Here is a 23,955-nt window from a genome sequence, read left to right as displayed (position 1 = left end):
TTCGGATTGCAAAGCAAAAGAGTGATGGAGTTAACGTTTTTCCCCCTTCAGACCCCCGTTTTAGGGGGCAAGAGAGGGATACATTAGCGGCGACGATATGATTTTTGTGCGGAATTGACCTTGTAAAGATATCGGCGTGATTCAGCAGATGGGTGTCGGGTGGTCAGCGTTTGATAAACGTCCCCAGGGGACATGCTGTTAATGATGTTTGCGGCCTGAATTTTATCGTTCGAGAACACGCGCAGCACGCTGCCCGCGCCGCCGTTATACGCGGTGATCACCGCATAGCGACGCGAGGTCGGATTATCAATGCCGCCCAAATAGACATTATTCAGCATTGCCAGATAGGCAGTACCGGTATCAATGTTGCTGGCCGGGTCAAACAAGAAGCTACGGCTTGGCGTGCCTGAGCGCCCCTGGGAACGGAACACATCTTTTCCGGCGCTGTGTTGTACCACCTGCATGAGTCCCAGCGCATCGGCATGGCTGACCGCATACGGGTTAAACGAGGATTCGGTTTGCATGATGGCCAGAATCAGTGACTCGTCGACGCCATACTTACGTGAAGCCTGACGTACCATGCCGACGTATTTATGCGCGCGCTTATCAAGGTGGTTCGGGACCAGATTGATCGTCACGCTATAGATGATACGCAAGCCATTGCTGCGCTTTTTCAGTCGCGTTTGTAGCAGGTAGTTGGCAAAGTTGGTTGCACGTCCCTCCCAACGAATAGGCTGGCCGGTATTATCGACTACCTGCCCGTACAGGAACGGCTCTTTGGAAATCTTAATGTCGTCGACATCGGAATAGAGGTCGATAGAACCCGGATCATCACCCATCAGCAACGTCTTGATAATCGCTCGACGCAGATGTCCGGCGGGATCTGTCCCGGCAATGGTCTCGACGGTTATCGTACCGTCATCAAAATTGATATGGCTGCGGGTTTGATACTGATCGGTATACTTTACGTAGTCCTTCGGACCCGCAATCAGCACTTCCTTAAATCCCCACAGATTCTCAATGTTATGGGCAAATTGCCCCATCAGAATATCAAAACCGTTGGTATCCTTGACCCAGGCTTCGTTATAGGAATCGCCTTTTTTGGTCGAACTGGAACAGGAGATGAGCAACGGCGCGATAACGGCAAGCGCGAGAAATTTTTTCATCATTCCGGGAGTGCGTGTTGTGTTTGTTGTTGTATCGTTTTGCCGGATGGCAGTGCAAGCACCCTATCCGGCCTACGAGATTGCCAGCAAGCGATGCTTATTTTTTTTCTTCAGGCGTATAGCCTTCAATATGCACATCCTTACCTTCAAACAGGAAGTTAATCATCTCCTGTTCCAGTAACTTACGGTGTTCAACGTTCATCATATTGAGTTTCTTCTCGTTAATCAGCATGGTTTGTTTATGCTGCCATTGCGCCCATGCTTCTTTAGAAATCTCGTTATAGATGCGTTTTCCCAGATCGCCCGGGTACAGCTGAAAATCCTGTCCTTCTGCTTCGCGTTGCAGGAAAGTGCAAAAAATCGTTCTGCTCATAAAAAATCCTCTTTATCGACCGGTACGTTAAACCTGTGTGCCGGCACGTAATTGCTGTAACAAACGCTCCACGGGGGCCGCCAGTCCGACCGACGGCGGTTGCGCTAAGTTATACCAGAGCGCGTTGCCTTCATCCATGCATGAGGTGAATGAGGACACGGGAAGCCACATAGGCACAATATCTAAGTGGAAATGGCTAAAGGTATGGCGAAACGCATTAAGTTGGGTCAGATTATCTGCGTTAATTTGCCGTTGCGCCAGCCAGTCGCGTAGCCCATCCTCATCATCAAACTGCGGAAAACAGTATAAGCCACCCCATAAGCCGCTGGGTGGTCGCTGCGTGAGCAACACCTCGTTTTCATGCTGCATCAGTAAAAAATAGCCCGTCCGTTCTGGTAATGTCTGTTTGGGCTTTTTACCTGGGTACAGCGCCCAGCTTGCATCGGCGCTCGCCACACAGCCATTTTCCAACGGACACAGGGAACATTTGGGTTTTGAGCGCGTACAGACCATGGCGCCTAAATCCATCATCGCCTGATTAAACCGCTCAACCCCATGGGCTGGCGTAACCTGCTCGCTCAACTCCCACAGTTTCTTTTCGACCTCTTTTTTACCCGGCCAGCCGTTTACAGCATAACAGCGAGCCAGCACTCGTTTGACGTTACCGTCAAGAATCGGAAAATGCTGACCCAGGGAGAGCGAAAGGATCGCGCCTGCAGTTGAACGTCCGACGCCTGGCAGGGCTGCCACTTCATCAAAGGTTTGCGGGAATGAGCCGCCGTGCTGCGTCACAACCTGTTGCGCGGCTTTATGCAGATTACGCGCTCGGGCGTAATAGCCCAGCCCGGTCCATAAATGCAGGACTTCATCCAGCGGCGCATGGGCTAAATCCGTTACCGTTGGGAAGCGCGCCATAAAGCGCTCAAAGTAGGGGATAACGGTCGCAACCTGAGTTTGTTGCAGCATCACCTCAGAGAGCCATACTTTGTAAGGCGTCTTATCAATTTGCCAGGGCAGCGTTTTCCGCCCGTATTTGTCGTACCAGCTCAAAACCTGAGCCGAGAATTGAGACGCTTGCATGATTACCGTTTCATTATTGCCGGGGGCAAGATTGCAGCACAGCGGCAACGGGGTGTAAACCGGAACTTTCCGCTGCTCACTTTCTTCCTTTACTTGCATCCGGCAACTAACTTTGGATAATGCCCGTTTTCAGAACTCAAACACAGCAGACTAAACTTTTATGAAGAACGACGTCATTTCACCGGAATTTGATGAAAACGGCCGCCCGCTGCGCCGGATTCGTAGTTTTGTTCGTCGCCAGGGGCGACTGACGAAAGGGCAGGAACACGCGCTGGAAAACTACTGGCCGGTGATGGGCGTTGAGTTCAGCGAAGAACCTGTGGATTTCGCTGCGCTGTTTGGTCGCGATGCGCCAGTCACGCTTGAAATTGGTTTTGGTATGGGGGCTTCGCTGGTAGCGATGGCGAAAGCGCGTCCGGAGCAAAATTTCCTCGGCATTGAGGTTCACTCACCGGGCGTTGGCGCGTGTCTGGCTTCAGCTCATGAAGAGGGCGTCGAGAACCTGCGTGTCATGTGCCATGATGCCGTCGAAGTCCTGCATAAAATGATTCCTGACAATTCTTTATCTATGGTTCAGCTGTTTTTCCCTGACCCGTGGCATAAAGCACGTCATAATAAACGCCGTATCGTTCAGGTACCGTTTGCTGAGCATATCTTAAGCAAGCTGAAGCTGGGCGGCGTGTTCCACATGGCAACCGACTGGGAAGCCTATGCGGAGCACATGCTTGAAGTGATGTCATCGATTGACGGGTATAAAAACCAGTCAGAGAGTAACGATTACGTACCGCGCCCGGAATCGCGCCCGGTAACCAAATTTGAACAACGTGGTCATCGTCTTGGCCACGGCGTATGGGACTTAATGTTCGAGAGGGTGAAATAATGGCAAAGAACCGTAGCCGTCGTCTGCGTAAAAAAATGCACATCGACGAATTCCAGGAAGTAGGATTTTCGGTTGCATGGCGTTTCCCGGAAGGTACATCTGGAGAGCAGGTCGATCAAATCGTTGATGATTTTATCAATGAAGTTATCGAACCGAACAAGCTGGCCTTTGACGGCAGCGGCTATCTGGCCTGGGAAGGTCTGATCTGTCTGCAGGAAATCGGCAAATGCACAGAAGAACATCAGGCTATCGTGCGTAAGTGGCTGGAAGAGCACAAACTCGAAGAAGTGCGCACCAGCGAACTTTTCGATATTTGGTGGGACTAAGTAGCAAAGGGTCGGCAAATGCCGGCCCAATTTGTATTGAGGGAAAGATATGATGCGCAAAACGCTGCTGGCGGCAGTCCTAACGTTCACGGCGATGGCCGCACATGCTGATTATCAGTGCAGCGTCACCCCGCGTGACGATGTGATTTTGAGTCCACAAACGGTACAGGTGAAGGGTGAGAACGGCAACCTGGTCATTACCCAGGCCGGTGATGTCACCTTTAACGGTAAACAGTACAACCTGAACGCCGCACAGCGTGAACAGGCCAAAGATTATCAGGCGGCGTTGCGTAGCAGCCTGCCGTGGATTGATGAAGGTGCCAGAGCGCGCGTGGAGAAAGGTCGCGTGGCGCTGGATAAAATCATCGCCAAAGAGGTCGGCGAAAGCAGCAACATGCGTGGCCGCTTAACTAAGCTGGATGCGCAATTGAAAGAGCAGATGAACCGCATTATTGAGCATCGCACTGACGGCCTGACCTTCCATTATAAGGCGATTGATCAGGTTCGCGCGGATGGACAACAGCTGGTCAATCAGGCGATGGGCGGTATTTTGCAGGACAGCATCAATGAGATGGGGGCGAAAGCCGTGCTCAAAGGCGGTGGTAATCCGCTGCAGGGCGTGCTCGGAAGCCTCGGAGGTTTGCAAACCTCAATTCAGAACGAATGGAAGAATCAGGAACAAGACTTCCAGCAGTTTGGCAAAGATGTCTGCGCCCGCGTCGTGACGCTGGAAAATGATCGTAAGACGCTGGTTAGCAATCTGAAATAATCTTCACCTCTTTTTAACGGCACAGAAACATTCTGTGCCGTTTTATTTTGTATTTTTCTGTTTTTTTGATATCCATCTCTAAGAATAACAATTTGATGCAGATATAAATCTGGTTAATTGGATGGCGTCACATTATTCATCTGTAAGATAGACATAATGCTGCAAATTCAAGTAACTGGAGAAATAACATGGAGTTTTTCAAGAGAACGGCACTTGCCGCACTGGTTATGGGTTTCAGCGGCGCGGCGCTTGCACTGCCAAACATCACTATTTTAGCTACCGGCGGGACGATTGCTGGCGGTGGTGACTCCGCAACAAAATCTAACTACACGGCAGGCAAAGTCGGCGTAGAAAATTTGGTTGATGCCGTACCTCAGTTGAAAGATATCGCCGTTGTGAAAGGCGAGCAGGTGGTAAACATCGGCTCCCAGGATATGAATGACGAAGTCTGGTTAACGCTGGCGAAAAAGATTAATACCGAGTGTGATAAAACTGACGGCTTCGTGGTAACACATGGTACGGATACCATGGAAGAAACCGCCTATTTCCTCGATCTCACCGTCAAGTGCAACAAGCCGGTGGTGCTGGTCGGCGCAATGCGTCCGTCTACGGGTATGAGCGCTGATGGCCCGTTCAACCTGTATAACGCCGTGGTAACCGCCGCAGACAAAGCCTCTGCCAACCGTGGTGTGCTGGTGGTCATGAACGACACCGTTATGGATGGTCGCGACGTGACCAAAACTAACACTACGGATGTCGCTACTTTCAAATCCGTTAACTATGGTCCGCTGGGTTATATCCATAACGGTAAAATCGACTACCAGCGTACGCCTGCGCGAAAACACACCACATCCACGCCGTTCGATGTATCTAAGCTGACCGAGCTGCCGAAAGTTGGGATTGTTTACAACTACGCTAACGCCTCCGATCTGCCAGCTAAAGCATTGGTAGACGCGGGTTACGCCGGGATCGTCAGTGCGGGTGTAGGTAACGGTAATCTGTATAAAACCATTTTCGATACGCTGGCCACTGCCGCGCATAAAGGTACCGTTGTGGTGCGTTCATCCCGTGTACCAACGGGCGCTACCACCCAGGATGCTGAAGTTGATGATGCGAAATACGGATTTGTGGCTTCAGGCTCTCTGAACCCGCAAAAAGCGCGTGTTCTGCTGCAACTGGCTCTGACCCAAACCAAGGATCCTAAGCAGATCCAGGAAATGTTTAATCAGTATTAATCACTCCGGCCCCGGTCATTCGACTGGGGCGTTTTCTCAAAATCTCCTGAATATGCGTAACGATTAATTCGCTCATCATTTTTGTGGTTATGATGATTGCCGATCGTTATTTTGCATATTTATACACCTTAGTGGGAATGGTCGGGGATTGTACATTTTTTGAAAGACCTGGACGAAAGGCCATCCTGTAAAGTTTTCCGCCATGCTGGCCACTAAAGACACTCCTGTCAATAATGTGGCCGTGGGCGCATCGAGCATCACTCCGCCAGAAACAGCTCCAGCAGAGAATTCAAAAATAGCTTACCGTGTTGGGTAATCTGCCAGTATTCATCGCATTCACTCAGATAGCTCTGGGCAATGGCCTCATCGATCTGTCGACGAATAACGTCTTCGGTAAGCCCGGTATATTGCGTGAACTCCGCGCGAGGCGCGGCTTCCAGCAGCCGGAAACGGTTCATAAAGAACTCAAACGGCTTATCGGCCTCGGCGACATCTCGCTGGCTTTCCAGATAACGTCCTTGCATGTATCCGCGCGGATGTCGCGTTTTGGTAGTGCGCAGGATGCGACCGTCTGGGAAAGTGACTTTGCCGTGCGCGCCGCAACCAATGCCTAAGTAGTCGCCAAAACGCCAGTAATTTAGGTTGTGCTGACACTGATAACCCGGTCTGGCGTAGGCTGAGGTTTCGTACTGCTGATACCCCGCGGCGGTAAGCAACTGGTGGCCTTGCTCAAAAATATCCCACAGCGCGTCGTCGTCCGGTAATACCGGTGGTCGGGACCCGAACAGCGTATTCGGCTCGATGGTCAACTGATACCAGGAAAGATGCGGCGGGTTGAGCGCGATGGCCTGCTGTAAATCGCTCAGCGCCTCTTCCAGCGTCTGATCCGGTAAACCGTGCATCAGGTCGAGGTTAAAGCTGCGTAGTCCCAGACCGCTCGCCAGGTGCGCTGCACGTTTGGCTTCTTCCGGTCCGTGAATACGTCCCAGACGTTCGAGTTTGGCGGAGCTAAAGCTCTGTACACCAATGGAGATACGGTTTACGCCAGCACGTTGATAATCCACAAAGCGATCGGCTTCCACCGTACCGGGATTCGCCTCCATCGTGATTTCTGCATCTGCGGCGAGATTCAGCCGTGCGCGCACGCCGTCGAGCAGCGTTTGCATTGCCGGGCCAGAAAGCAGGCTCGGCGTACCACCACCGATAAAAATCGTCTTTACCTCACGGCCCTGGGCGTGGGCCACCTCAGAATCCAGATCGCTCAGCAGATGCTGCACATAGTCGTCATGAGGGACTTCGCCTTTAAGCGCATGCGAGTTGAAGTCGCAGTACGGGCATTTCTGCACGCACCACGGGATGTGTATGTAAAGACTTAACGGCGGAAGCTTAACCATTACGCAGGGCATCCAGCAGCAGCTTCAGCGCTTGTCCGCGGTGAGAAATCGCGCTCTTTTCTTCGCGGGTCAGTTCGGCGGCGGTTTTCCCTTCAGAGGGTACAAAGAAGATTGGGTCGTAGCCAAAACCACCGTTTCCGGCAGGTTCACGGGCAATAACGCCCGGCCAGCGTCCGTGGCAAACCACAGGTGTTGGATCGTCTGCATGGCGCATATACACCAGCACGCAGTGGAATTGTGCCTGGCGCTTGTCATCAGGAACATCCTGCAGGGTGTGGAGCAGTTTTTCCAGGTTCTGCTGATCGGTTGCATCTTCGCCGGAATAGCGGGCTGAATAGATGCCCGGCGCGCCGCCAAGGGCATTTACCGCCAGACCGGAGTCATCAGCAATGGCGGGTAAACCGGTAATTTGCGCGGCATGACGTGCCTTCAGAATGGCGTTCTCAATAAACGTTAGCCCGGTCTCTTCTGCAGAATCAACACCCAGATCCGTTTGAGCAACAACATCAAGACCGAAATCACTTAGAAGGGAGGCGAGTTCACGCACTTTACCGGCGTTGCCGGTCGCGAGGACAACTTTTTGCATGGGATACCTAATCAGTTAGCGCCGCAATTTCGGGCGGGATCTGTTGCGGATGAATGATTTTAACCTGTTTGTGACGACCAAGCTCGCCCTTCTCAATGACGACCTGGCTTTTTGCCACGCGGAACTGTTTGCCGAGAAACTTCACCAGATGGCTATTGGCTTGCCCATCAACCGGTGGGGCGGTAATGGCGACTTTTAGTTCGTCGCCATGTAAACCTACAATACTGTCACGGCTGGCTTTAGGCTGAATGTAGAGCCGTAAAACCAGACCGTCATCGCAGGGGGTAACGGCACTCATAGCGCCATCCACAGCCCCGGCAGCAGCATGTTACCTGTCGCCTGTAATACTTCTGCGATGCCCATATTAATGACATACAGCAGCAGAACCAGGATCATTGGCGAGAAATCGATCCCGCCCATGCCTGGAAGTAAGCGACGAATAGGACGCAGCAGCGGATCCGCCAGTTGAATCAGCACGTACTCCACAGGGCTGCGGCCCTGGCTGACCCAGCTCATAATCGCCATCACCAGCAGAACCCAGAAGATCAGCAGTCCGATAGTCTTCAGGACAATCAGCACGGCGGCGATCCAGATGATCGGCTGGAACGTAACCACCTTAAACAGCACGATGGCCTTGATAAAGCTCAGAACGAGCGCAACTAATGCCGATGCGCTGTCAATTGGCCCCATCGGGGGAATGATACGGCGTAACGGCCCAATAATGGGCTGAGTGATTTTCACAATAAACTGCGAGAACGGGTTGTAGAAATCGCAGCGAGACCATTGCATCCACACGCGCAGCAGCAGCGCCATGGTATACAGCTCAATTACCGTTGAGAGCAGGAAGGTCAACGTATTCATGGTGTTCCTTAGTTTTCCTTATTTTTTAGTGTAATCACGAGCACCAAAAATGGCAGTGCCGATGCGCACCATCGTGCTACCCGCCGCAATGGCGGCATCCATATCATCAGACATCCCCAGTGAGAGCGTGTCGATACTTGGGTAGCGTGTTTTCAACCCGGCAAATGCTACCGCCATTTGCTGTGCAACTTCAAACTGCCTTACATAATCTGACTCTGGCGCCGGAATCGCCATCAAACCACGCAGGGTAATGCGTGGCAGCGCGGCGACTTCAGCGGCCAGTGCGTCAAGCTCTGCAAGCGGAATACCTGACTTACTGTTCTCATCGCTGATATTAATCTGAATCAACACATTGAGCGGCGGCAGTTCCGCAGGGCGCTGTTCGCTCAGACGGGCAGCGATACGCAGACGATCAATCGTATGGCACCAGTCAAAATGTTCAGCTACCAGACGACTTTTGTTCGACTGCAGCGGGCCGATAAAGTGCCACTGCAGATCGTTAACGCCTTTTTCCTGAAAGTAGCGGATCTTATCCACCCCTTCCTGGACATAGTTTTCACCGAAGGCACGCTGCCCTGCGGTCATGGCTTCTTCGATGGCGCTCGCAGGTTTGGTTTTGCTGACTGCAAGCAATATAACTTCTTCTGAAGACCGCCCGCAACGCGTCGCGGCGGCTGAGATTTTGTCCCGGACATGTGCCAGGTTATGCGCGATATCGTTCATTTTCCGAGGATGTTCATATGAATATGGAAGAAATAGTGGCCCTTAGTGTAAAGCATAACGTGTCGGATCTACACCTGTGCAATGCATGGCCTGCGCGCTGGCGCATAGGTGGAAAAGTCGAAACCGCACCATTTACTACGCCTGGTAAGGCTGCAGATAGGCTGAGTATAAAAATGTGAGTCTGTAGGAGGACGTAAACAGATTTAACTGACAGGATTTCAATTCGTTTTATTCAGCTCCAGTTTGCCCCAGTGTAAATATTCTACAGTTATAAAATTTGGGATGATATTTATTTCTAATAAAGCAAAAAATTAGATATTTGGTAAGGTAAATATTATAACCTCATTTGTTATTAAGCGGAAATACACATCGGAAATACAGCTTGCGGGCATATTTGTGATGTCAATAAATAGAATTGGAAGCATTTAATGTTCAAGGTGATGGTTCGCTTTGTGATATTTCATACTCTTCGTTTATAAATGAGATTTTGCAAATGTGGAATAAAGAAGCCGCTATAAATTTTGTTAGGAATAATGCTCATGCGCACGCTACAGGTTATTGTGCCAGGGCAGTAACAGCAGCAATCGAACATGGAGGCGTATCCTTGCATCATGATAATGCTAAAAATATGGGGAAATATTTAGTATTGGCTGGTTTTCGTGAAGTATATGGCAATCCTATTAAAGGTGATGTTGCTATAATTCAACCATATACTGGAGGAAATACAGCAGGGCACATGGCGATTTTTGATGGACATTACTGGTGGTCAGATTTCAAACAGGAACATGGCGTGTATCCCGGACCTGGTTATCGTAAAAATCAGCCCTCGTATAAACTCTATAGGCATAACTGATGAAACGATTGATATTATTTACTTTTCTAGTCTCATCGTTTGCTATGGCAGGAATAATACCTGCTGATACTCAGGCATTAAAATTCAATGCCTGGTATATCAAGCAGATTGCTCATAATATCTTCCCAGTTGCAGATGATCCGACGGCATTAGAGCCTTATGTTATTATTGATACATTGAATAAATTAAAGCAAGCTTATAGAAGCAATGAGCTTGAAGAGGATTATTTTCTAAAAGTTCAGGATTTTGCCGATGAAGACTGGAGTAAGCATATTAGTATTGATCTAATTATAGCTGATCCTATTTGTACCAATGTCTATTTGACATTTGGAACAGGTGAGTCATCTCAAAAAGTTATTGACTGCATGGTAGAAGAAAAAGGTGTATGGAAAATCAAGAGCGTGACTACTCGCTATTAGTCGTTGTTTTCACCAATTGAAAATAATCCTGCGACGATGGCTTCTTCGATGGCGCTCGCAGGTTTGGTTTTGCTAACTGCAAGCAACATAACTTCTTCTGAAGACCGCCCGCAACGCGTCGCGGCGGCTGAGATTTTGTCCCGGACATGTGCCAGGTTATGCGCGATATCGTTCATTTTCCGAGGATGTTCATATGAATATGGAAGAAATAGTGGCCCTTAGTGTAAAGCATAACGTGTCGGATCTACACCTGTGCAATGCATGGCCTGCGCGCTGGCGCATAGGTGGAAAAGTCGAAATAGCACCATTTACTCCCCCTGACGTGGAGAATCTGCTGATGTGCTGGCTCAGTGAGCAACAACAGGTACAGTGGCGGGAACAGGGGCAGATTGATTTTGCCCTTACGCTGGCGGACTCCCGGCGTCTACGCGCCAGCGCATTTGCTCATCAGCAGGGCACCTCGCTGGCGCTAAGATTGCTACCGCTTGAATGTCCTCGTTTAGACGATCTTCAGACTCCGGAGGCCATACCTGAACTGCTGCACGGTGAAAATGGATTAGTTCTGGTCACTGGAGCCACCGGCAGCGGTAAATCAACCACCCTGGCGGCGATGGTGGAGTACCTTAATCAACATATTGCGGGGCATATTCTGACGCTGGAAGATCCGATTGAATATCGCTACACCAGCCAGCGTTGTCTTATTCAACAGCGGGAGGTGGGCGTACACTGCGCTTCTTTTGCTGCCGGTTTGCGCGGCGCGTTACGCGAAGATCCCGACGTCATTTTGCTGGGCGAGCTGCGCGACGTGGAAACTATTCGTTTGGCCTTAACGGCAGCGGAGACCGGGCATCTGGTGTTGGCAACCTTACATACGCGAGGGGCGGCGCAGGCCATCGCGCGGCTGGTGGACACCTTTCCCGCTCAGGAGAAAGATCCGGTGCGTAACCAGCTGGCAGACAGCCTGCGGGCGGTACTTTCGCAAAAGCTGGAGGAAGATAAGCAGGGAGGACGCGTGGCGCTATTCGAACTGCTCGTCAACACGCCCGCCGTGGGCAATTTGATCCGCGAAGGGAAAACGCATCAGCTACCCGGTGTGATTCAAACCGGGCAGCAGACAGGTATGCAGACGTTTGCACAAAGTCAGCAGCAGCGCCAGGCGCAGGGGCGACTTTAGTAGCCCTGCTCGAAATAGCTTTCAAGGATAATAACGGCAGAAGCGGAATCTACTTTGCCTTTATTCAACGCCCGGTATCCGCCTTGCTCAAACAGGCCTGAGCGGGCTTCGACGGTGCTCAAACGTTCATCGTGCAGCGTTACGGTTACGCCAAAGCGACCGTGAATGCGGTTAGCGAATTTGCGCGCGCGCGCAGTAAGGGGTTGTTCGGTGCCATCCATGTTGAGCGGCAGGCCGACAATGATTTCGTCCGGTTGCCACTCTTTTAGCAGGCGTTCAATCAAACTCCAGTCTGGCGTACCGTCCTGTGCTTTGATGGCGGGCAAGGGTCTCGCCGTACCGGTAATGCGTTGACCAACCGCGACGCCGATACTTTTCGTACCAAAATCAAAAGAGAGTAATGTTCCGCTCATCAGGCGTGTCCCGCCACGCCAGGCATGGTCTGAATATCAATCCCGATAAGCTTCGCCGCATCGCGCCAGCGGTCGGCAATCGGCGTTTTAAATAAGATGTTGAGGTCTGCGGGAGCAGTGAGCCAGGCGTTATCCAGTAGCTCTTGTTCCAGTTGACCTTTTTCCCATGATGAATAGCCCAGCGCAACCAGCACTTCGGATGGCTGCTCCTGTGTACCCAGGGTTTCAAGTACATCGCGGGAGGTCGTGATGATAGTGTTATCTGAAATGCGAATACTGGAGGCAAAGCGTGACGGCGGGGTGTGTAGAATAAATCCACGGTCTTCCGCCAGCGGGCCGCCGAGCATCACCGGTTTGTCCAGACGAATGGCAGGATCGCGTGCTTCTGGAGTAATCTTCAGCTTTTCCAGAATCCCTTCAATTTGTAAGTTTTCCAGAGGCTTATTGACGATAATCCCCATTGCTCCGTTCTCATTGTGTTCACAGATATACACCACGGAACGGCGGAAAATCGGATCCTGGAGAGCAGGCATGGCAATTAGAAAGTGATGCTGTAAATTCATTGTCAGAGGTTCTGTTTCCTGGTTCAAAAAAGCAACAGAGCCCAGTATGTGGGCAAAGCGCGAAGATGTCACCCTCTGAAGATAGCTTTGCCGGATGGCGGCTTTGCCTTATCCGGCCTACGGGGTGCGAATGTAGGCCGGATAAGACGCGAAGGCATCGCCATCCGGCAACTTATTTATTTCTGCAAACGTGCCTCGATGGCGTCCATCAGCATACCGGTAATCGAAACCGGGAACTCCGCTTCAATTTCACGAATACAGGTTGGGCTGGTGACGTTAATTTCCGTCAGACGGTCGCCAATGATATCCAGACCGACAAAAATCAAACCTTTTGCTTTCAGCGTTGGCCCAATGCGACGTGCAATTTCCCAGTCGCTGTCGGTTAATGGACGCGGCTCGCCACGACCGCCGGCTGCCAGGTTGCCACGGGTTTCGCCGCCTTGTGGAATACGCGCCAGGCAGTACGGAACGGGTTCGCCATCGACCACCAGCACGCGTTTATCGCCGTCTTTAATTGCCGGCAGATAGTTCTGCGCCATGCAATAACGGGTACCGTGCTCGGTCAGTGTTTCGGCAATGACGCCAAGGTTCGGATCGCCTTCCTTCACGCGGAAAATAGATGCACCGCCCATGCCGTCCAGCGGTTTGAGAATGATGTCGCTGTGTTTTTGCCAGAAGGCTTTCAGCTGCGCTTTGTTACGCGTGACCAGCGTTTCCGGCGTCAGGTCGGCAAACCATGCGGTGAACAGCTTCTCGTTACAATCGCGCAGGCTCTGCGGTTTGTTGACGATTAGCGTCCCTTTCTCCTCTGCACGTTCCAGAATATAGGTTGCGTAGATGAACTCGGTATCAAACGGCGGATCCTTACGCATCAGAATGACGTCCAGATCTGCCAGCGGGAGATCCTGCTCGCTATTGAACTCATACCATTTGTCGTAGTTCTGCTCTACGCTCAGGGTACGCGTACGGGCGCGGGCTTCACCGTTGATCAGATAGAGATCGGCCATTTCCATATAATGAATTTCGTAACCGCGACGTTGCGCTTCCAGCAGCATAGCGAAGCTGGAATCTTTCTTGATGTTGATGCTTGCGATGGGATCCATCACGATGCCGAGCTTGATCATTGTTCTTCTCCGTTAGCCCAGATCGCCAAAACGCACCTGTAGCGCGGTGATGGCGGTGAGCGCAGTTGTCTCAGTACGCAGAACGCGAGGTCCTAACAGAATATCAGTAAATTGATATCGTGCGGTCATGGCAATTTCATCTGCCGACAGCCCACCTTCGGGGCCAATCAGCAAGCGGATGCGTTCCACCGGGAGCGGCAGCGTATTGATGCTGGCGCTGGCGCGGGGATGCAGGTTCAGTTTCAGACCTTCATCCTGTTCGGCGCACCACGCTTCCAGATCCATCGCCGGGCGAATTTCAGGCACCCGATTACGACCGCACTGTTCGCAGGCGGCAATGGCGATTTTCTGCCACTGCTGGAGCTTCTTGTTCAGGCGTTCGCTGTCCAGTTTAACGCCGCAGCGCTCAGAAAAAAGTGGCGTAATGAGGCTTACACCCAGTTCAATCGATTTTTGGATAGTAAATTCCATTTTTTCACCCCGCGACATCACCTGGCCCAGGTGGATGTGCAGCGGCGATTCTCGATCGTCGAGTTCAGCGTTAAGCACCTTCACGTCCACGCTTTTCTTACTGGCGTGGGTGATTTCGGCGTCGAATACCTGATTGCTGCCATCAAACAGCTGTAGCGCCTGGCCTGGTCCCATACGCAGCACGCGGCCGATATGGTTGGCTGCATCTTCACACAGTGAAATTTGGCTGCCGGAAGTGAGTGGCTCAGGGTGATAAATGCGAGGAATGCGCATAGTTAAACATCCGCGTCATGGCCCTGGGCTGCAAAAGGCCAGGGCATGGTTAAAAAATATTGCTGCTAGTGTAGGTTAGCTCTTTTGCGCCTGGCAAGCGTGTTGCACATAGGGGTTATGGTTCCCCTGAACCTTCGCAATGCGTTCGTCGCGCTCACACTCCCAATCGGTGACCGGATACTGCTTATTCCAGGCATTAAAAAGCTGAGTTTGCTGGCGGGAGAGCGTCAGGTTGTATTGGTCGCGCATGTAAAAATAGGTACGCGCGATGGCGCCACGGGCGCGGGCTGGTGGCTCGGCAACTTTCTCTTTGAAGTCAACCTTCATGGTGCATTGTCCATATTGGCCTTCGCCACCGTTCCACTGGCTGTACATAAAGTTTGCGCGATCGCCATTGACCTCACCCACCGCGGGCTGCAGGTTATGCATATCGCTTTCCATTTTGCGATAGACCGGATCTTTAGCGCAGTTTTTACGCCCTCCGTCCTGCCAGCACTGGCGCTGATGACCAAATTGCCAGGCGGGGACAACGTGTTCCCATTCAATTCGACTGGCGCGGTTTTCATTTTTTCGCACTTTATAGCCGCAGGATTCGAGGTCAACGACCCCTTTTTTTCCTTGCCAATTAATTTTACATCCGCAATAGAAATCGCCTGGCGCATCGGCGTTAACTTTAACGCCCGCTGCTTTTGCCTGAGAAAAACTGTTGATGCCTTCGGCTAAAACCGAGCCTGAAAACGCAGCGGCTAACAGGGCCGCAGCAAAAGAAAGATTACGGTACATCACGAACTCCGTGTCAAAACGAGCCCGCAACGTAGCGAAAGTCATTCCTGTATGCAATCAGTTAGATCAGAAAAGTTCCTGATAATTCTGAAGATTATTCTGCAACCAGCGGTTCACCGCAGTGAACGCAGCGGTAGGTGGCTTCGCCGCGTACAACGCGGTTATGGCGGCGGACGGTCAGTTGGTGCTCCTGACACTTACAGCGGTATGTAAAGGTCTTACGCTGCACGGATTGCAGCTCAAACTGATGCGTGCGCCGGGCCGGTACGCCCAGCACGCTCTCCATCATCCATTTCCACTCTTTCCCGTGCGGCGGTACGCGGCCAAAGTGTTTCCACACCAGTAGATGCGCCAGTTCATGGGGCACCACTTCGTTAACGAACGCGTCAACATTCTCCATCAGCAAAACTGGGTTAAGACGAATTTCGTAGGTTTGTAGCCACGCGGTACCCGCGGCGGTTCCGCGCTGTTGGTAAACCAGCTTTGGTTCCGGGTATTGGCGTTCGAGCTTGAGATTGGCCTGAGCGAGTTTTTCCCGCAGGCTGCGCATAACGGCTTGCTGGATGGCGATCGGGAGACGGGAGGTTTTCATAACGCCAGAGGATAGTGCGACAGGGAAGGGACTGCAAGAGGAAGGCTCCCTCCCACGGGGGAGGAAGCCTAACGAGGTTAGTCGTGTGCGCCAATTTCGCGCAGTTTACGACCTTTCATCAGGTTACGTTCAATGTGTTCCAGAGAGACGTTTTTAGTTTCAGGGATCAGCCACAGGGTCAGGAAGATGAACAGTACGTTCAGGCCACCGTAGACCCAGAAGGTGTTGGCGCTGCCCAGCGAGTTCAGCATCGTCAGGAAGGTTGCGCCGACAATCATGTTGGCAATCCAGTTAGTTGCGGTAGAGCAGGTGATGCCGAAATCGCGGCCTTTCAGCGGCTGGATTTCAGAGCACAGTACCCAAATCAGCGGACCGGCACTCATCGCAAAGCCAACGATAAACATTAGCAGCATCAGCACTGCGAAGTATTGTGCGGCTGGCGAGTGAATACCCACGTGCATCATTGTACCCAGCACGCCCATACCGACGGCCATGACGATAAAGCCGAGGATCAGCGTAGGTTTACGGCCCCAGCGGTCAACCAGGCCAATGGCGATAAAGGTTGCCAGCACGTTGGTCAGACCGACAATAACGGTCCCCCACATCTGTTCGGTGGTGTTGGTGTAACCCGCCAGCTCAAAGATTTTTGGCGCGTAATACATAATGACGTTCATCCCGGTGAACTGCTGCATCACCTGTAACAGGACGCCAAGGAAAACCGCGCGGCGGAAGTTGCTGTTTTCTTTAAACAACGCCCAGCCGCTCTGCTTCACTTGCAGGCTTTCACGAATTTCATCCAGCTCGCGTTTGGCTTCAGCGCTGGTGTCACGCAGACGCAACAGAACGCGTTCGGCATCGACAAAACGACGTTTAGCCGCAAACCAACGCGGGCTGTCCGGCAGGAAGATGACGCCAACCAGCAGTAACAGGGCAGGGATGATGATCACGCCCAGCATCCAGCGCCATGCGCCGCTGTAGCTAAATGCCGTATCGGAAAGATACGCACCTAAAATACCGATGGTGATCATTAACTGATACATAGAAATCATGCTGCCGCGAATTTTTTCCGGGGCGATTTCGGACAAGTACAACGGTGCGGTATAAGACGCAACCCCGACTGCCAGGCCGAGCAGCACGCGGGAAACCAGCAGCACTTCAACGTTTGGCGCTGCGGCGGAGAACAGCGAACCGGCAACAAACAGGATTGCGCCGATCATCAGGCTTTTTTTACGCCCCAGCTTAAAGGAGAGCCAACCGCTGCCGACGGCGCCCACTGCCGCACCAAACATCATGGAACTCACCACCCATTCCTGAGTGTGTGGGGTAATTTGGAACTCGTCGGTGATGAATGGTAAAGCACCGGCAATAACACCGATATCCAAGCCAAAAAGTAATCCAGCCAGGGCTGCCAGGAAGCAGACAAAAAATGTCATGGCTTTGTTGGAATGCCCCGTTTTTTTATTGTCAGGCATGATGCCCTCCGTTGGGTAGCTAGTTTTGTTGATGTTAAGGGTAGGTGAGTACGGGGTAAAAAAATGCGAATCACATCACATTGGTGTAATCGGTTACACTGGCATTCATGTGGATTATTGTTTAATGAGTTGAAAGTTAACATTATTTATTATTATAGAATAAAGTTGATTGGCTGATTTTAAGACAATGCTGAAATGTGATGTAACAGTGATGCAATGCTGGTAACGAAGAGATGTGAATTCAGGGTAGATAGAAATACTGTGCTATGTAATCGCTTTCATTTGTTATTGAAGCAAATGAAATTAGCGTGGTTATAGCGATGGGGGATGGGAGAGCAAATGACATAAAAAAGACCAGCATGAGGCTGGTCTTCATAAGCATTGAGCCGTCGGGGAATTACTTCAGACCGGCAGCTTCACGCAGCAGGGCGGCTTTGTCGGTTTTTTCCCATGGGAAATGTTCGCGACCAAAGTGACCGTAAGCGGCGGTTTCTTTGTAAATCGGGTGCAGCAGATCCAGCATCTGAATCAGGCCATACGGGCGCAGGTCGAAGAACTCACGCACCAGCAGGGTCAGCTGTTCTGAAGGCACTTTTTCAGTACCGAACGTTTCCACCATGATAGAGGTCGGTTCAGCCACGCCGATTGCGTAGGAAACCTGAATCTCACAACGGTCAGCCAGGCCAGCGGCAACGATGTTTTTCGCTACGTAGCGGGCTGCATAAGCTGCGGAACGGTCAACTTTAGACGGATCCTTACCAGAAAATGCGCCGCCGCCGTGACGGGCCATGCCGCCGTAGGTATCAACGATGATTTTACGACCCGTCAGACCGCAGTCACCCATTGGACCACCGATAACGAAACGACCGGTTGGGTTGATGAAGAACTTGGTTGAAGCTGTCAGCCATTCAGTCGGCAGTACCGGCTTGATGATCTCTTCCATAACGGCTTCTTGCAGCGATTTCTGATCGATATCTTCAGAGTGCTGAGTCGACAGAACAACCGCATCAATACCGACGATTTTACCGTCGTCATACTGGAAGGTTACCTGGCTTTTTGCATCCGGGCGCAGCCAGGATAAGGTGCCGTTTTTACGCACTTCAGCCTGACGCTGCACCAGACGGTGAGCATAGGTAATCGGGGCTGGCATCAGCACGTCGGTTTCGTTGGTTGCATAACCAAACATCAGACCCTGGTCGCCTGCGCCCTGTTCCAGCGGATCCGCACGGTCAACACCCTGGTTGATGTCCGGAGACTGTTTACCAATCGCGCTCAGTACCGCACAAGAGTTGGCATCAAAGCCCATGTCGGAATGCACATAGCCAATTTCGCGAACCGTGTTACGGGTGATCTCTTCGATATCAACCCATGCGCTGGTGGTGATCTCACCGCCAACTAAAACCATGCCGGTTTTGACGTAGGTTTCGCAGGCAACGCGTGCTTTCGGATCCTGCTCCAGGATTGCATCCAGCACGGCATCAGAGATTTGGTCAGCGATTTTGTCAGGATGCCCTTCTGATACGGACTCGGACGTAAAAAGGTGTTTTGCCATATTTAATTTCACCTAAGGAGAATGTAGTTAGCTCAAACTGTCGAGTGGAATAGCCATGTGTAGAAGATTCTACCATGAGTCTGCAGATGACGGACACTGGCAGTCTGAGTGTTAATCGGTATAGATGGATTAACATCTGGACGGCTATTTTAAGTCGGTTCTGCGCCTGATTTCCAGCTTTTTTTGATTGAGCTCGCATTGTACTGAAAATGTAACTGGAAATTTTTCCTGACGGTGCTGGCAATGCGCGTATTTATCTTTTGCTTTTTCGTACTGTTGTCGGTATAAAACGCGGCGCGCGGCTCATATCCGTCATACTTCAAGTTGCATGTGCGTTGGCAATACTCGCCCAGTCACTTACTCCTGTAAGCGCCCGGGGATTCACTGCGTTGCCGCCTTCCCGCAACTCGATTTATTGAGGATAGACAAAAAAGCACACGACGTTTTCATCGTGTTGCCACTTCCAGCCGGGTTAAAACTTTAGCTTTGGCTTGTGGGTTCGTTCCGTCAGGAGCAACCGTGGAGGTGATACGAGATAATGAACCGTTGTATTCTGCTGAATCTGTCGCACCGTTCTGGTGTACATATGTCCCCCGCAATCTGCATCTTGCATACCTGCCGATGTTATACCCATCTCGGCGCTTCTCAGGACTCCAGGGCCGGCAACGGTCACTAAGAACTGAACAAGGGCGCTCTTGGTAAACAAGAGTTTTCTCGTGGTTTCGCCGAACCGTCAGCATTAAGTTCGGTTACGTGTTTACATTGATATGAAAAAGAAACCGGTCGCACAGTCGGAGCGTCAGCACTATCTGCTGGAAATTCTGCCTGTATTTGGGTTGTTATCGCGTCTTCGGATTGCGATAGTAGTCAACTGTTTTACACTTGTTAATAAAATTTGAGGTTCGCTATGTCTGACGACATTTCTTTGGGTTCGCCTTCGTCAGCAGGCGAACACGGTGTACTACGCTCCATGCAGGAGGTTGCAATGAGTTCCCAGGAAGCCAGCAAGATGCTGCGTACTTACAATATTGCCTGGTGGGGTAATAACTACTATGACGTCAATGAACTGGGCCACATCAGCGTGTGCCCGGATCCCGACGTACCAGAAGCGCGCGTTGACCTTGCTGAGTTGGTGAAAGCCCGTGAAGCGCAGGGCCAGCGTTTGCCTGCATTGTTCTGCTTCCCGCAGATCCTGCAACACCGTCTGCGTTCGATTAACGCCGCGTTTAAGCGCGCCCGTGAGTCTTACGGCTACAACGGTGACTATTTCCTCGTTTACCCGATCAAGGTTAACCAGCACCGTCGCGTGATTGAATCGCTGATCCACTCCGGCGAACCGCTGGGGCTGGAAGCCGGTTCTAAAGCTGAACTGATGGCCGTTCTGGCTCATGCCGGAATGACCCGCAGCGTGATCGTGTGTAACGGCTATAAAGACCGCGAATACATCCGCCTGGCGCTAATTGGCGAAAAGATGGGCCATAAGATCTATCTGGTCATCGAGAAGATGTCTGAAATCGCTATCGTGCTGGATGAAGCTGAACGACTGAATGTTGTTCCGCGTCTGGGCGTGCGTGCGCGTCTGGCGTCGCAAGGGTCCGGCAAATGGCAGTCCTCCGGCGGAGAGAAATCGAAATTCGGCCTGGCGGCAAACCAGGTGCTGCAACTGGTAGAAATGCTGCGCGAGCGCGGTCGTCTGGACAGTATTCAGTTGCTGCACTTCCACCTCGGCTCACAGATGGCGAACATTCGTGATATTGCCACTGGCGTACGTGAGTCGGCGCGTTTCTACGTTGAGCTGCACAAGCTTGGCGTAAATATCCAGTGCTTCGACGTGGGCGGTGGCCTGGGCGTGGACTACGAAGGTACCCGTTCGCAGTCTGACTGCTCCGTAAACTACGGCCTGAACGAATACGCGAACAACATCATCTGGGCCATTGGCGACGCCTGTGAAGAGCACGGTCTGCCGCACCCGACGGTAATTACCGAATCCGGTCGCGCTGTTACCGCGCATCATACCGTGCTGGTGTCTAACATTATCGGCGTTGAGCGTAGCGAGCATACCGAAGCAACGCCTCCGGCTGACGATGCGCCGCGTGCCCTGCAAAGCATGTGGGAAACCTGGCAAGAGATGCATGAGCCGGGAACCCGTCGTTCGCTGCGTGAATGGCTGCACGACAGCCAGATGGATCTGCACGATATTCACGTTGGGTACTCTTCAGGCACCTTTAGCCTGCAGGAACGCGCGTGGGCAGAACAGCTCTATCTGAACATGTGTCACGATGTGCAAAAACAACTCGACCCGAGCAACCGCGCGCACCGTCCGATTATCGACGAGTTGCAGGAGCGTATGGCGGATAAGATTTACGTCAACTTCTCGCTGTTCCAGTCGATGCCGGATGCGTGGGGGATCGATCAGCTGTTCCCGGTGATGCCGCTGGAAGGGCTGAACAAGGCTCCTGAGCGCCGTGCGGTGCTGCTGGATATCACTTGTGACTCTGATGGCGCTATCGACCACTATGTTGATGGTGACGGCATTGCGACCACCATGCCGATGCCGGAATACGACCCTGAGAACCCGCCGATGCTGGGCTTCTTTATGGTGGGGGCGTACCAGGAGATCCTTGGCAACATGCACAACCTGTTCGGTGATACCGAAGCGGTTGACGTGTTCGTCTTCCCTGACGGCAGCGTGGAAGTTGAGCTGTCTGACGAAGGGGATACCGTGGCGGATATGCTGCAATACGTGCAGTTGGATCCGAACACCCTGCTAACTCAGTTCCGTGACCAGGTGAAAAACACCGATCTGGATACCGAGTTGCAGCAGCAGTTCCTCGAAGAGTTTGAGGCAGGACTGTACGGATATACCTATCTCGAAGACGAGTAATGCTGTTGGGGTTCGCTTGAACCTGAGCAAATTAACGGCGATAATTCGCCTATACAAGTAGTCACGTAAATCAATCCCTTCCTCGTCGGGCTTAACGACGCGGAGGGGATTTTTTTTCACCGATTTTAAAAGAGGTCAGTACATGAGCACCTTAGGTCATCAATACGACAACTCCCTGGTTTCTAACGCCTTTGGTTTTTTGCGTCTGCCGATGAACTTCATGCCGTACGACAGCGACGCCGATTGGGTGATCACCGGCGTACCGTTTGATATGGCAACGTCTGGCCGCGCGGGCGGTCGTCATGGTCCGGCTGCGATCCGTCAGGTTTCCACTAACCTGGCGTGGGAACACAATCGCTTCCCGTGGGACTTCGATATGCGCGAGCGCCTGAACGTGGTGGACTGCGGCGATCTGGTTTATGCGTTCGGTGATGCCCGTGAAATGAGTGAAAAACTGCAGGCGCATGCTGAGAAGTTGCTTTCTGCCGGTAAGCGCATGCTCTCTTTCGGCGGTGATCACTTCGTCACGCTGCCGCTCCTGCGCGCGCACGCTAAACACTTTGGTAAAATGGCGCTGGTGCACTTTGATGCCCACACCGACACCTACGCTAACGGCTGTGAATTCGACCACGGTACCATGTTCTACACTGCGCCGAATGAAGGTCTGATCGATCCGAATCACTCTGTGCAGATCGGTATTCGTACAGAGTTCGACAAAGATAACGGCTTTACCGTGCTGGATGCTTGCCAGGTGAACGATCGCGGCGTAGATGACATCATCGCCCAGGTTAAGCAGATTGTTGGTGATATGCCGGTGTATCTGACCTTTGATATCGACTGCCTCGATCCGGCGTTTGCTCCAGGAACCGGTACGCCCGTGATCGGCGGTCTGACTTCCGATCGCGCGATCAAGCTGGTACGTGGTCTGAAAGATCTGAATATCGTCGGGATGGATGTGGTGGAAGTAGCTCCGGCCTACGATCAGTCAGAGATCACCGCGCTGGCGGCGGCTACGCTGGCACTGGAAATGCTGTATATCCAGGCGGCGAAGAAAGGCGAATAACGGGTTTCGGACTATTTTGCCGGATGTCGCTGACGCTAGTCCGGCCTACATTATTGCTGAATTTGTAGGCCGGATAAGGCGCTCACGCCGCCATCCGGCACTGTTCGAGGATTATTTTATCCCGTCTGCGCTCATGCGATCGCGAATGTGTTGCGCACGTTCTGCAGATGCCGGGTGATCGTCAAACATTGAGCTTTGGCGTCCTGCTTCCAGTTTAGCCAGTTTCTCAAAGCTGGTGGCCAGTCCTGCCGGATTGATCCCACGTTTGCGCAACAAATCATACGAGTAATCATCTGCTTCGGATTCCTGACGCTGGGAGAACTGCGAGTTCACCAGTTTCTCGCCAAGATCGCCCAATTGCGACTGCGACAGGCTGCCGACAATGCCGCCAGCGGAAGCCGCTGCTGCACGTACGGCGTTAGTGCCCAGCGCGACCTGCATGCCTTTTTTCACATGACCCAGCGCGACGTGGCCCATTTCGTGGCCGATCACCGCTTCGACTTCGTTATCGGTCATCATATCCATCAGGCCGCTGTACACGCGGATACAACCGTTCGCCATGGCAAAGGCATTCACATCTTTCGCCATATAGACTTTGTAGTTCACCGGCTGGCCATTAATGTTGTCGCCAAGCGCGGCGGCGATTTTGCCAAGACGCGTTGCATACTCGCTGCTGGCAGGGGCGATAGTAGCCTTGCTGTCCATATCTTTACAGGCCTGATCGCTCAGCGCTTTTACCTGAGTATCGCTCAGACTATAGGCCTGAAAAGCCTCTGCGCCAGAAGAAAGCAGTCCGTTTGAGTCCATGTTCTGGCAGCCGGTCAATGCCGCCGCCATGCTCGTAGCAAGCAGTAAAGCGCGAATTTTCATTTTTTCTCTTCCGCACAAAGTCAGGATTTTTCTAAAAAATGCGTCGTTTGCAGGTA

General features: G+C 52.0%; 28 protein-coding genes and 2 pseudogenes. 12 read left to right on the top strand and 18 right to left on the bottom strand.

The window, feature by feature from the left end; translation table 11 throughout:
* Nucleotides 1-83 precede the first annotated feature (83 nt).
* The 3 genes from mltC to mutY form a co-directional block, all read right to left on the bottom strand.
* Nucleotides 84-1,169, bottom strand: coding sequence for a membrane-bound lytic murein transglycosylase MltC (mltC, locus tag GPJ68_RS20680; RefSeq protein ID WP_131346839.1), 1,086 nt, complete (start codon nt 1,167-1,169; stop codon nt 84-86).
* A gap of 94 nt (nt 1,170-1,263) precedes the next feature.
* On the bottom strand, nt 1,264-1,539 hold the full coding sequence (locus GPJ68_RS20675) for an oxidative damage protection protein (RefSeq protein ID WP_016154409.1): 276 nt from the start codon (nt 1,537-1,539) through the stop codon (nt 1,264-1,266).
* A 27-nt stretch (nt 1,540-1,566) separates the two neighbouring features.
* A complete protein-coding gene (mutY, locus tag GPJ68_RS20670) occupies nt 1,567-2,619 on the bottom strand; it encodes an A/G-specific adenine glycosylase (protein ID WP_104651979.1) in 1,053 nt (350 codons plus the stop codon).
* Nucleotides 2,620-2,779: 160 nt separating this feature from the next.
* On the opposite strand from mutY, the gene trmB reads away from it, so the two are divergent.
* The 4 genes from trmB (at nt 2,780) to ansB (ending at nt 5,829) form a co-directional block, all read left to right on the top strand.
* The gene (trmB, locus tag GPJ68_RS20665) at nt 2,780-3,499 is read left to right on the top strand and encodes a tRNA (guanosine(46)-N7)-methyltransferase TrmB (RefSeq protein ID WP_016154407.1); all 720 of its coding nucleotides are present in this window, start codon (nt 2,780-2,782) and stop codon (nt 3,497-3,499) included.
* Complete coding sequence (locus tag GPJ68_RS20660) at nt 3,499-3,825, top strand: YggL family protein (protein ID WP_016154406.1); 327 nt, start codon at nt 3,499-3,501, stop codon at nt 3,823-3,825. The genes trmB and GPJ68_RS20660 overlap by 1 nt, the downstream gene beginning before the upstream one ends.
* Before the next feature lie 49 nt (nt 3,826-3,874).
* Nucleotides 3,875-4,594: a DUF2884 domain-containing protein gene (locus tag GPJ68_RS20655; protein WP_016154405.1), complete on the top strand. Its 720-nt coding sequence runs from the start codon at nt 3,875-3,877 to the stop codon at nt 4,592-4,594.
* A 188-nt stretch (nt 4,595-4,782) separates the two neighbouring features.
* On the top strand, nt 4,783-5,829 hold the full coding sequence (gene ansB / locus GPJ68_RS20650) for an L-asparaginase 2 (protein WP_016154404.1): 1,047 nt from the start codon (nt 4,783-4,785) through the stop codon (nt 5,827-5,829).
* Nucleotides 5,830-6,086: 257 nt separating this feature from the next.
* On the opposite strand, the gene hemW is transcribed toward ansB, so the two are convergent.
* From hemW to GPJ68_RS20620, 5 genes are read right to left on the bottom strand one after another with little or no spacing between them, the layout of a single operon-like run.
* Entirely contained in the window at nt 6,087-7,223 is a 1,137-nt protein-coding gene (gene hemW / locus GPJ68_RS20640) for a radical SAM family heme chaperone HemW (RefSeq protein ID WP_104651967.1), read from the bottom strand.
* Nucleotides 7,216-7,809: an XTP/dITP diphosphatase gene (locus GPJ68_RS20635; RefSeq protein WP_016154402.1), complete on the bottom strand. Its 594-nt coding sequence runs from the start codon at nt 7,807-7,809 to the stop codon at nt 7,216-7,218. Before GPJ68_RS20635 ends, hemW begins: the two co-directional genes overlap by 8 nt.
* 7 nt (nt 7,810-7,816) lie before the next feature.
* Nucleotides 7,817-8,107, bottom strand: a complete 291-nt coding sequence (gene yggU / locus GPJ68_RS20630) for a DUF167 family protein YggU (protein ID WP_005123286.1) — start codon at nt 8,105-8,107, stop codon at nt 7,817-7,819.
* Entirely contained in the window at nt 8,104-8,670 is a 567-nt protein-coding gene (locus tag GPJ68_RS20625; RefSeq protein ID WP_016154401.1) for a YggT family protein, read from the bottom strand. The genes yggU and GPJ68_RS20625 overlap by 4 nt, the downstream gene beginning before the upstream one ends.
* Before the next feature lie 18 nt (nt 8,671-8,688).
* Nucleotides 8,689-9,393, bottom strand: a complete 705-nt coding sequence (locus tag GPJ68_RS20620; protein WP_101700213.1) for a YggS family pyridoxal phosphate-dependent enzyme — start codon at nt 9,391-9,393, stop codon at nt 8,689-8,691.
* Between the two features lie 17 nt (nt 9,394-9,410).
* Between GPJ68_RS20620 and GPJ68_RS20615 the strand changes: the two are divergent.
* The 3 genes and pseudogenes from GPJ68_RS20615 to GPJ68_RS20605 form a co-directional block, all read left to right on the top strand.
* Nucleotides 9,411-9,536, top strand: a pseudogene (locus GPJ68_RS20615) (type IV pili twitching motility protein PilT); the annotation flags it as partial.
* 272 nt (nt 9,537-9,808) lie between these two features.
* Entirely contained in the window at nt 9,809-10,246 is a 438-nt protein-coding gene (locus GPJ68_RS20610; protein WP_370461154.1) for a hypothetical protein, read from the top strand.
* Nucleotides 10,246-10,665, top strand: a complete 420-nt coding sequence (locus GPJ68_RS20605) for a DUF3828 domain-containing protein (RefSeq protein WP_075847428.1) — start codon at nt 10,246-10,248, stop codon at nt 10,663-10,665. The genes GPJ68_RS20610 and GPJ68_RS20605 overlap by 1 nt, the downstream gene beginning before the upstream one ends.
* A 5-nt stretch (nt 10,666-10,670) precedes the next feature.
* On the opposite strand, the pseudogene GPJ68_RS20600 reads toward GPJ68_RS20605, so the two are convergent.
* Nucleotides 10,671-10,841: pseudogene (locus GPJ68_RS20600) on the bottom strand (YggS family pyridoxal phosphate enzyme); the annotation flags it as partial.
* Nucleotides 10,842-10,858: 17 nt separating this feature from the next.
* Here GPJ68_RS20600 and GPJ68_RS20595 point away from each other — a divergent pair.
* Nucleotides 10,859-11,839: a type IV pilus twitching motility protein PilT gene (locus GPJ68_RS20595; protein WP_047357838.1), complete on the top strand. Its 981-nt coding sequence runs from the start codon at nt 10,859-10,861 to the stop codon at nt 11,837-11,839.
* Here the strand turns inward: GPJ68_RS20595 and ruvX are convergent.
* From ruvX to metK, 8 genes are all read right to left on the bottom strand, one after another.
* On the bottom strand, nt 11,836-12,252 hold the full coding sequence (gene ruvX / locus GPJ68_RS20590; protein WP_003825428.1) for a Holliday junction resolvase RuvX: 417 nt from the start codon (nt 12,250-12,252) through the stop codon (nt 11,836-11,838). The two genes, GPJ68_RS20595 and ruvX, sit on opposite strands and share 4 nt — an antisense overlap.
* Entirely contained in the window at nt 12,252-12,815 is a 564-nt protein-coding gene (locus tag GPJ68_RS20585; protein WP_016154395.1) for a YqgE/AlgH family protein, read from the bottom strand. The genes ruvX and GPJ68_RS20585 overlap by 1 nt, the downstream gene beginning before the upstream one ends.
* 176 nt (nt 12,816-12,991) lie before the next feature.
* A complete protein-coding gene (gene gshB, locus GPJ68_RS20580) occupies nt 12,992-13,939 on the bottom strand; it encodes a glutathione synthase (RefSeq protein ID WP_016154394.1) in 948 nt (315 codons plus the stop codon).
* 12 nt (nt 13,940-13,951) lie between these two features.
* The gene (gene rsmE, locus GPJ68_RS20575; protein ID WP_016154393.1) at nt 13,952-14,683 is read right to left on the bottom strand and encodes a 16S rRNA (uracil(1498)-N(3))-methyltransferase; all 732 of its coding nucleotides are present in this window, start codon (nt 14,681-14,683) and stop codon (nt 13,952-13,954) included.
* Between the two features lie 75 nt (nt 14,684-14,758).
* On the bottom strand, nt 14,759-15,466 hold the full coding sequence (endA, locus tag GPJ68_RS20570; RefSeq protein WP_019077649.1) for a deoxyribonuclease I: 708 nt from the start codon (nt 15,464-15,466) through the stop codon (nt 14,759-14,761).
* 94 nt (nt 15,467-15,560) lie between these two features.
* A complete protein-coding gene (locus GPJ68_RS20565) occupies nt 15,561-16,058 on the bottom strand; it encodes a SprT family zinc-dependent metalloprotease (RefSeq protein WP_016157438.1) in 498 nt (165 codons plus the stop codon).
* A gap of 77 nt (nt 16,059-16,135) precedes the next feature.
* Nucleotides 16,136-17,530: a galactose/proton symporter gene (gene galP / locus GPJ68_RS20560; protein ID WP_016154390.1), complete on the bottom strand. Its 1,395-nt coding sequence runs from the start codon at nt 17,528-17,530 to the stop codon at nt 16,136-16,138.
* A gap of 397 nt (nt 17,531-17,927) precedes the next feature.
* Nucleotides 17,928-19,082, bottom strand: coding sequence for a methionine adenosyltransferase (metK, locus tag GPJ68_RS20555; RefSeq protein WP_003027071.1), 1,155 nt, complete (start codon nt 19,080-19,082; stop codon nt 17,928-17,930).
* Between the two features lie 538 nt (nt 19,083-19,620).
* On the opposite strand from metK, the gene GPJ68_RS25310 reads away from it, so the two are divergent.
* The 4 genes from GPJ68_RS25310 to speB all read left to right on the top strand — a co-directional run bounded on the left by GPJ68_RS25310 (nt 19,621) and on the right by speB (nt 23,029).
* Nucleotides 19,621-19,758: a hypothetical protein gene (locus tag GPJ68_RS25310; RefSeq protein WP_269149342.1), complete on the top strand. Its 138-nt coding sequence runs from the start codon at nt 19,621-19,623 to the stop codon at nt 19,756-19,758.
* Between the two features lie 91 nt (nt 19,759-19,849).
* On the top strand, nt 19,850-19,981 hold the full coding sequence (gene yqgB, locus GPJ68_RS20545) for an acid stress response protein YqgB (RefSeq protein WP_049041971.1): 132 nt from the start codon (nt 19,850-19,852) through the stop codon (nt 19,979-19,981).
* Between the two features lie 8 nt (nt 19,982-19,989).
* Complete coding sequence (gene speA, locus GPJ68_RS20540; RefSeq protein ID WP_016154389.1) at nt 19,990-21,966, top strand: biosynthetic arginine decarboxylase; 1,977 nt, start codon at nt 19,990-19,992, stop codon at nt 21,964-21,966.
* Between the two features lie 142 nt (nt 21,967-22,108).
* Nucleotides 22,109-23,029 (top strand): agmatinase, encoded by a 921-nt coding sequence (gene speB / locus GPJ68_RS20535; protein ID WP_016154388.1) that lies wholly within the window; start codon nt 22,109-22,111, stop codon nt 23,027-23,029.
* 111 nt (nt 23,030-23,140) lie between these two features.
* Here the strand turns inward: speB and GPJ68_RS20530 are convergent, their stop codons facing one another.
* The gene (locus GPJ68_RS20530) at nt 23,141-23,899 is read right to left on the bottom strand and encodes a M48 family metallopeptidase (RefSeq protein WP_016154387.1); all 759 of its coding nucleotides are present in this window, start codon (nt 23,897-23,899) and stop codon (nt 23,141-23,143) included.
* Nucleotides 23,900-23,955: the final 56 nt, after the last annotated feature.

The organism is Citrobacter sp. 172116965 (genome assembly GCF_013458095.1).
In the GTDB taxonomy this organism is placed as follows: Bacteria; Pseudomonadota; Gammaproteobacteria; order Enterobacterales; family Enterobacteriaceae; genus Citrobacter; species Citrobacter braakii.
The sequence above is the reverse complement of the archived record's forward strand: the minus strand, read 5'-3'. Positions and strand labels throughout refer to the sequence as shown.

Excerpts from the sequence above, each read along its gene's own strand:
- mltC (WP_131346839.1), bottom strand. The coding sequence starts at position 1,169 with ATGATGAAAAAATTTCTCGCGCTTGCCGTTATCGCGCCGTTGCTCATC.
- GPJ68_RS20675 (WP_016154409.1), bottom strand. The coding sequence starts at position 1,539 with ATGAGCAGAACGATTTTTTGCACTTTCCTGCAACGCGAAGCAGAAGGA.
- mutY (WP_104651979.1), bottom strand. The coding sequence starts at position 2,619 with ATGCAAGCGTCTCAATTCTCGGCTCAGGTTTTGAGCTGGTACGACAAA.
- trmB (WP_016154407.1), top strand. The coding sequence starts at position 2,780 with ATGAAGAACGACGTCATTTCACCGGAATTTGATGAAAACGGCCGCCCG.
- GPJ68_RS20660 (WP_016154406.1), top strand. The coding sequence starts at position 3,499 with ATGGCAAAGAACCGTAGCCGTCGTCTGCGTAAAAAAATGCACATCGAC.
- GPJ68_RS20655 (WP_016154405.1), top strand. The coding sequence starts at position 3,875 with ATGATGCGCAAAACGCTGCTGGCGGCAGTCCTAACGTTCACGGCGATG.
- ansB (WP_016154404.1), top strand. The coding sequence starts at position 4,783 with ATGGAGTTTTTCAAGAGAACGGCACTTGCCGCACTGGTTATGGGTTTC.
- hemW (WP_104651967.1), bottom strand. The coding sequence starts at position 7,223 with ATGGTTAAGCTTCCGCCGTTAAGTCTTTACATACACATCCCGTGGTGC.
- GPJ68_RS20635 (WP_016154402.1), bottom strand. The coding sequence starts at position 7,809 with ATGCAAAAAGTTGTCCTCGCGACCGGCAACGCCGGTAAAGTGCGTGAA.
- yggU (WP_005123286.1), bottom strand. The coding sequence starts at position 8,107 with ATGAGTGCCGTTACCCCCTGCGATGACGGTCTGGTTTTACGGCTCTAC.
- GPJ68_RS20625 (WP_016154401.1), bottom strand. The coding sequence starts at position 8,670 with ATGAATACGTTGACCTTCCTGCTCTCAACGGTAATTGAGCTGTATACC.
- GPJ68_RS20620 (WP_101700213.1), bottom strand. The coding sequence starts at position 9,393 with ATGAACGATATCGCGCATAACCTGGCACATGTCCGGGACAAAATCTCA.
- GPJ68_RS20605 (WP_075847428.1), top strand. The coding sequence starts at position 10,246 with ATGAAACGATTGATATTATTTACTTTTCTAGTCTCATCGTTTGCTATG.
- GPJ68_RS20595 (WP_047357838.1), top strand. The coding sequence starts at position 10,859 with ATGAATATGGAAGAAATAGTGGCCCTTAGTGTAAAGCATAACGTGTCG.
- ruvX (WP_003825428.1), bottom strand. The coding sequence starts at position 12,252 with ATGAGCGGAACATTACTCTCTTTTGATTTTGGTACGAAAAGTATCGGC.
- GPJ68_RS20585 (WP_016154395.1), bottom strand. The coding sequence starts at position 12,815 with ATGAATTTACAGCATCACTTTCTAATTGCCATGCCTGCTCTCCAGGAT.
- gshB (WP_016154394.1), bottom strand. The coding sequence starts at position 13,939 with ATGATCAAGCTCGGCATCGTGATGGATCCCATCGCAAGCATCAACATC.
- rsmE (WP_016154393.1), bottom strand. The coding sequence starts at position 14,683 with ATGCGCATTCCTCGCATTTATCACCCTGAGCCACTCACTTCCGGCAGC.
- endA (WP_019077649.1), bottom strand. The coding sequence starts at position 15,466 with ATGTACCGTAATCTTTCTTTTGCTGCGGCCCTGTTAGCCGCTGCGTTT.
- GPJ68_RS20565 (WP_016157438.1), bottom strand. The coding sequence starts at position 16,058 with ATGAAAACCTCCCGTCTCCCGATCGCCATCCAGCAAGCCGTTATGCGC.
- galP (WP_016154390.1), bottom strand. The coding sequence starts at position 17,530 with ATGCCTGACAATAAAAAAACGGGGCATTCCAACAAAGCCATGACATTT.
- metK (WP_003027071.1), bottom strand. The coding sequence starts at position 19,082 with ATGGCAAAACACCTTTTTACGTCCGAGTCCGTATCAGAAGGGCATCCT.
- GPJ68_RS25310 (WP_269149342.1), top strand. The coding sequence starts at position 19,621 with ATGAACCGTTGTATTCTGCTGAATCTGTCGCACCGTTCTGGTGTACAT.
- yqgB (WP_049041971.1), top strand. The coding sequence starts at position 19,850 with ATGAAAAAGAAACCGGTCGCACAGTCGGAGCGTCAGCACTATCTGCTG.
- speA (WP_016154389.1), top strand. The coding sequence starts at position 19,990 with ATGTCTGACGACATTTCTTTGGGTTCGCCTTCGTCAGCAGGCGAACAC.
- speB (WP_016154388.1), top strand. The coding sequence starts at position 22,109 with ATGAGCACCTTAGGTCATCAATACGACAACTCCCTGGTTTCTAACGCC.
- GPJ68_RS20530 (WP_016154387.1), bottom strand. The coding sequence starts at position 23,899 with ATGAAAATTCGCGCTTTACTGCTTGCTACGAGCATGGCGGCGGCATTG.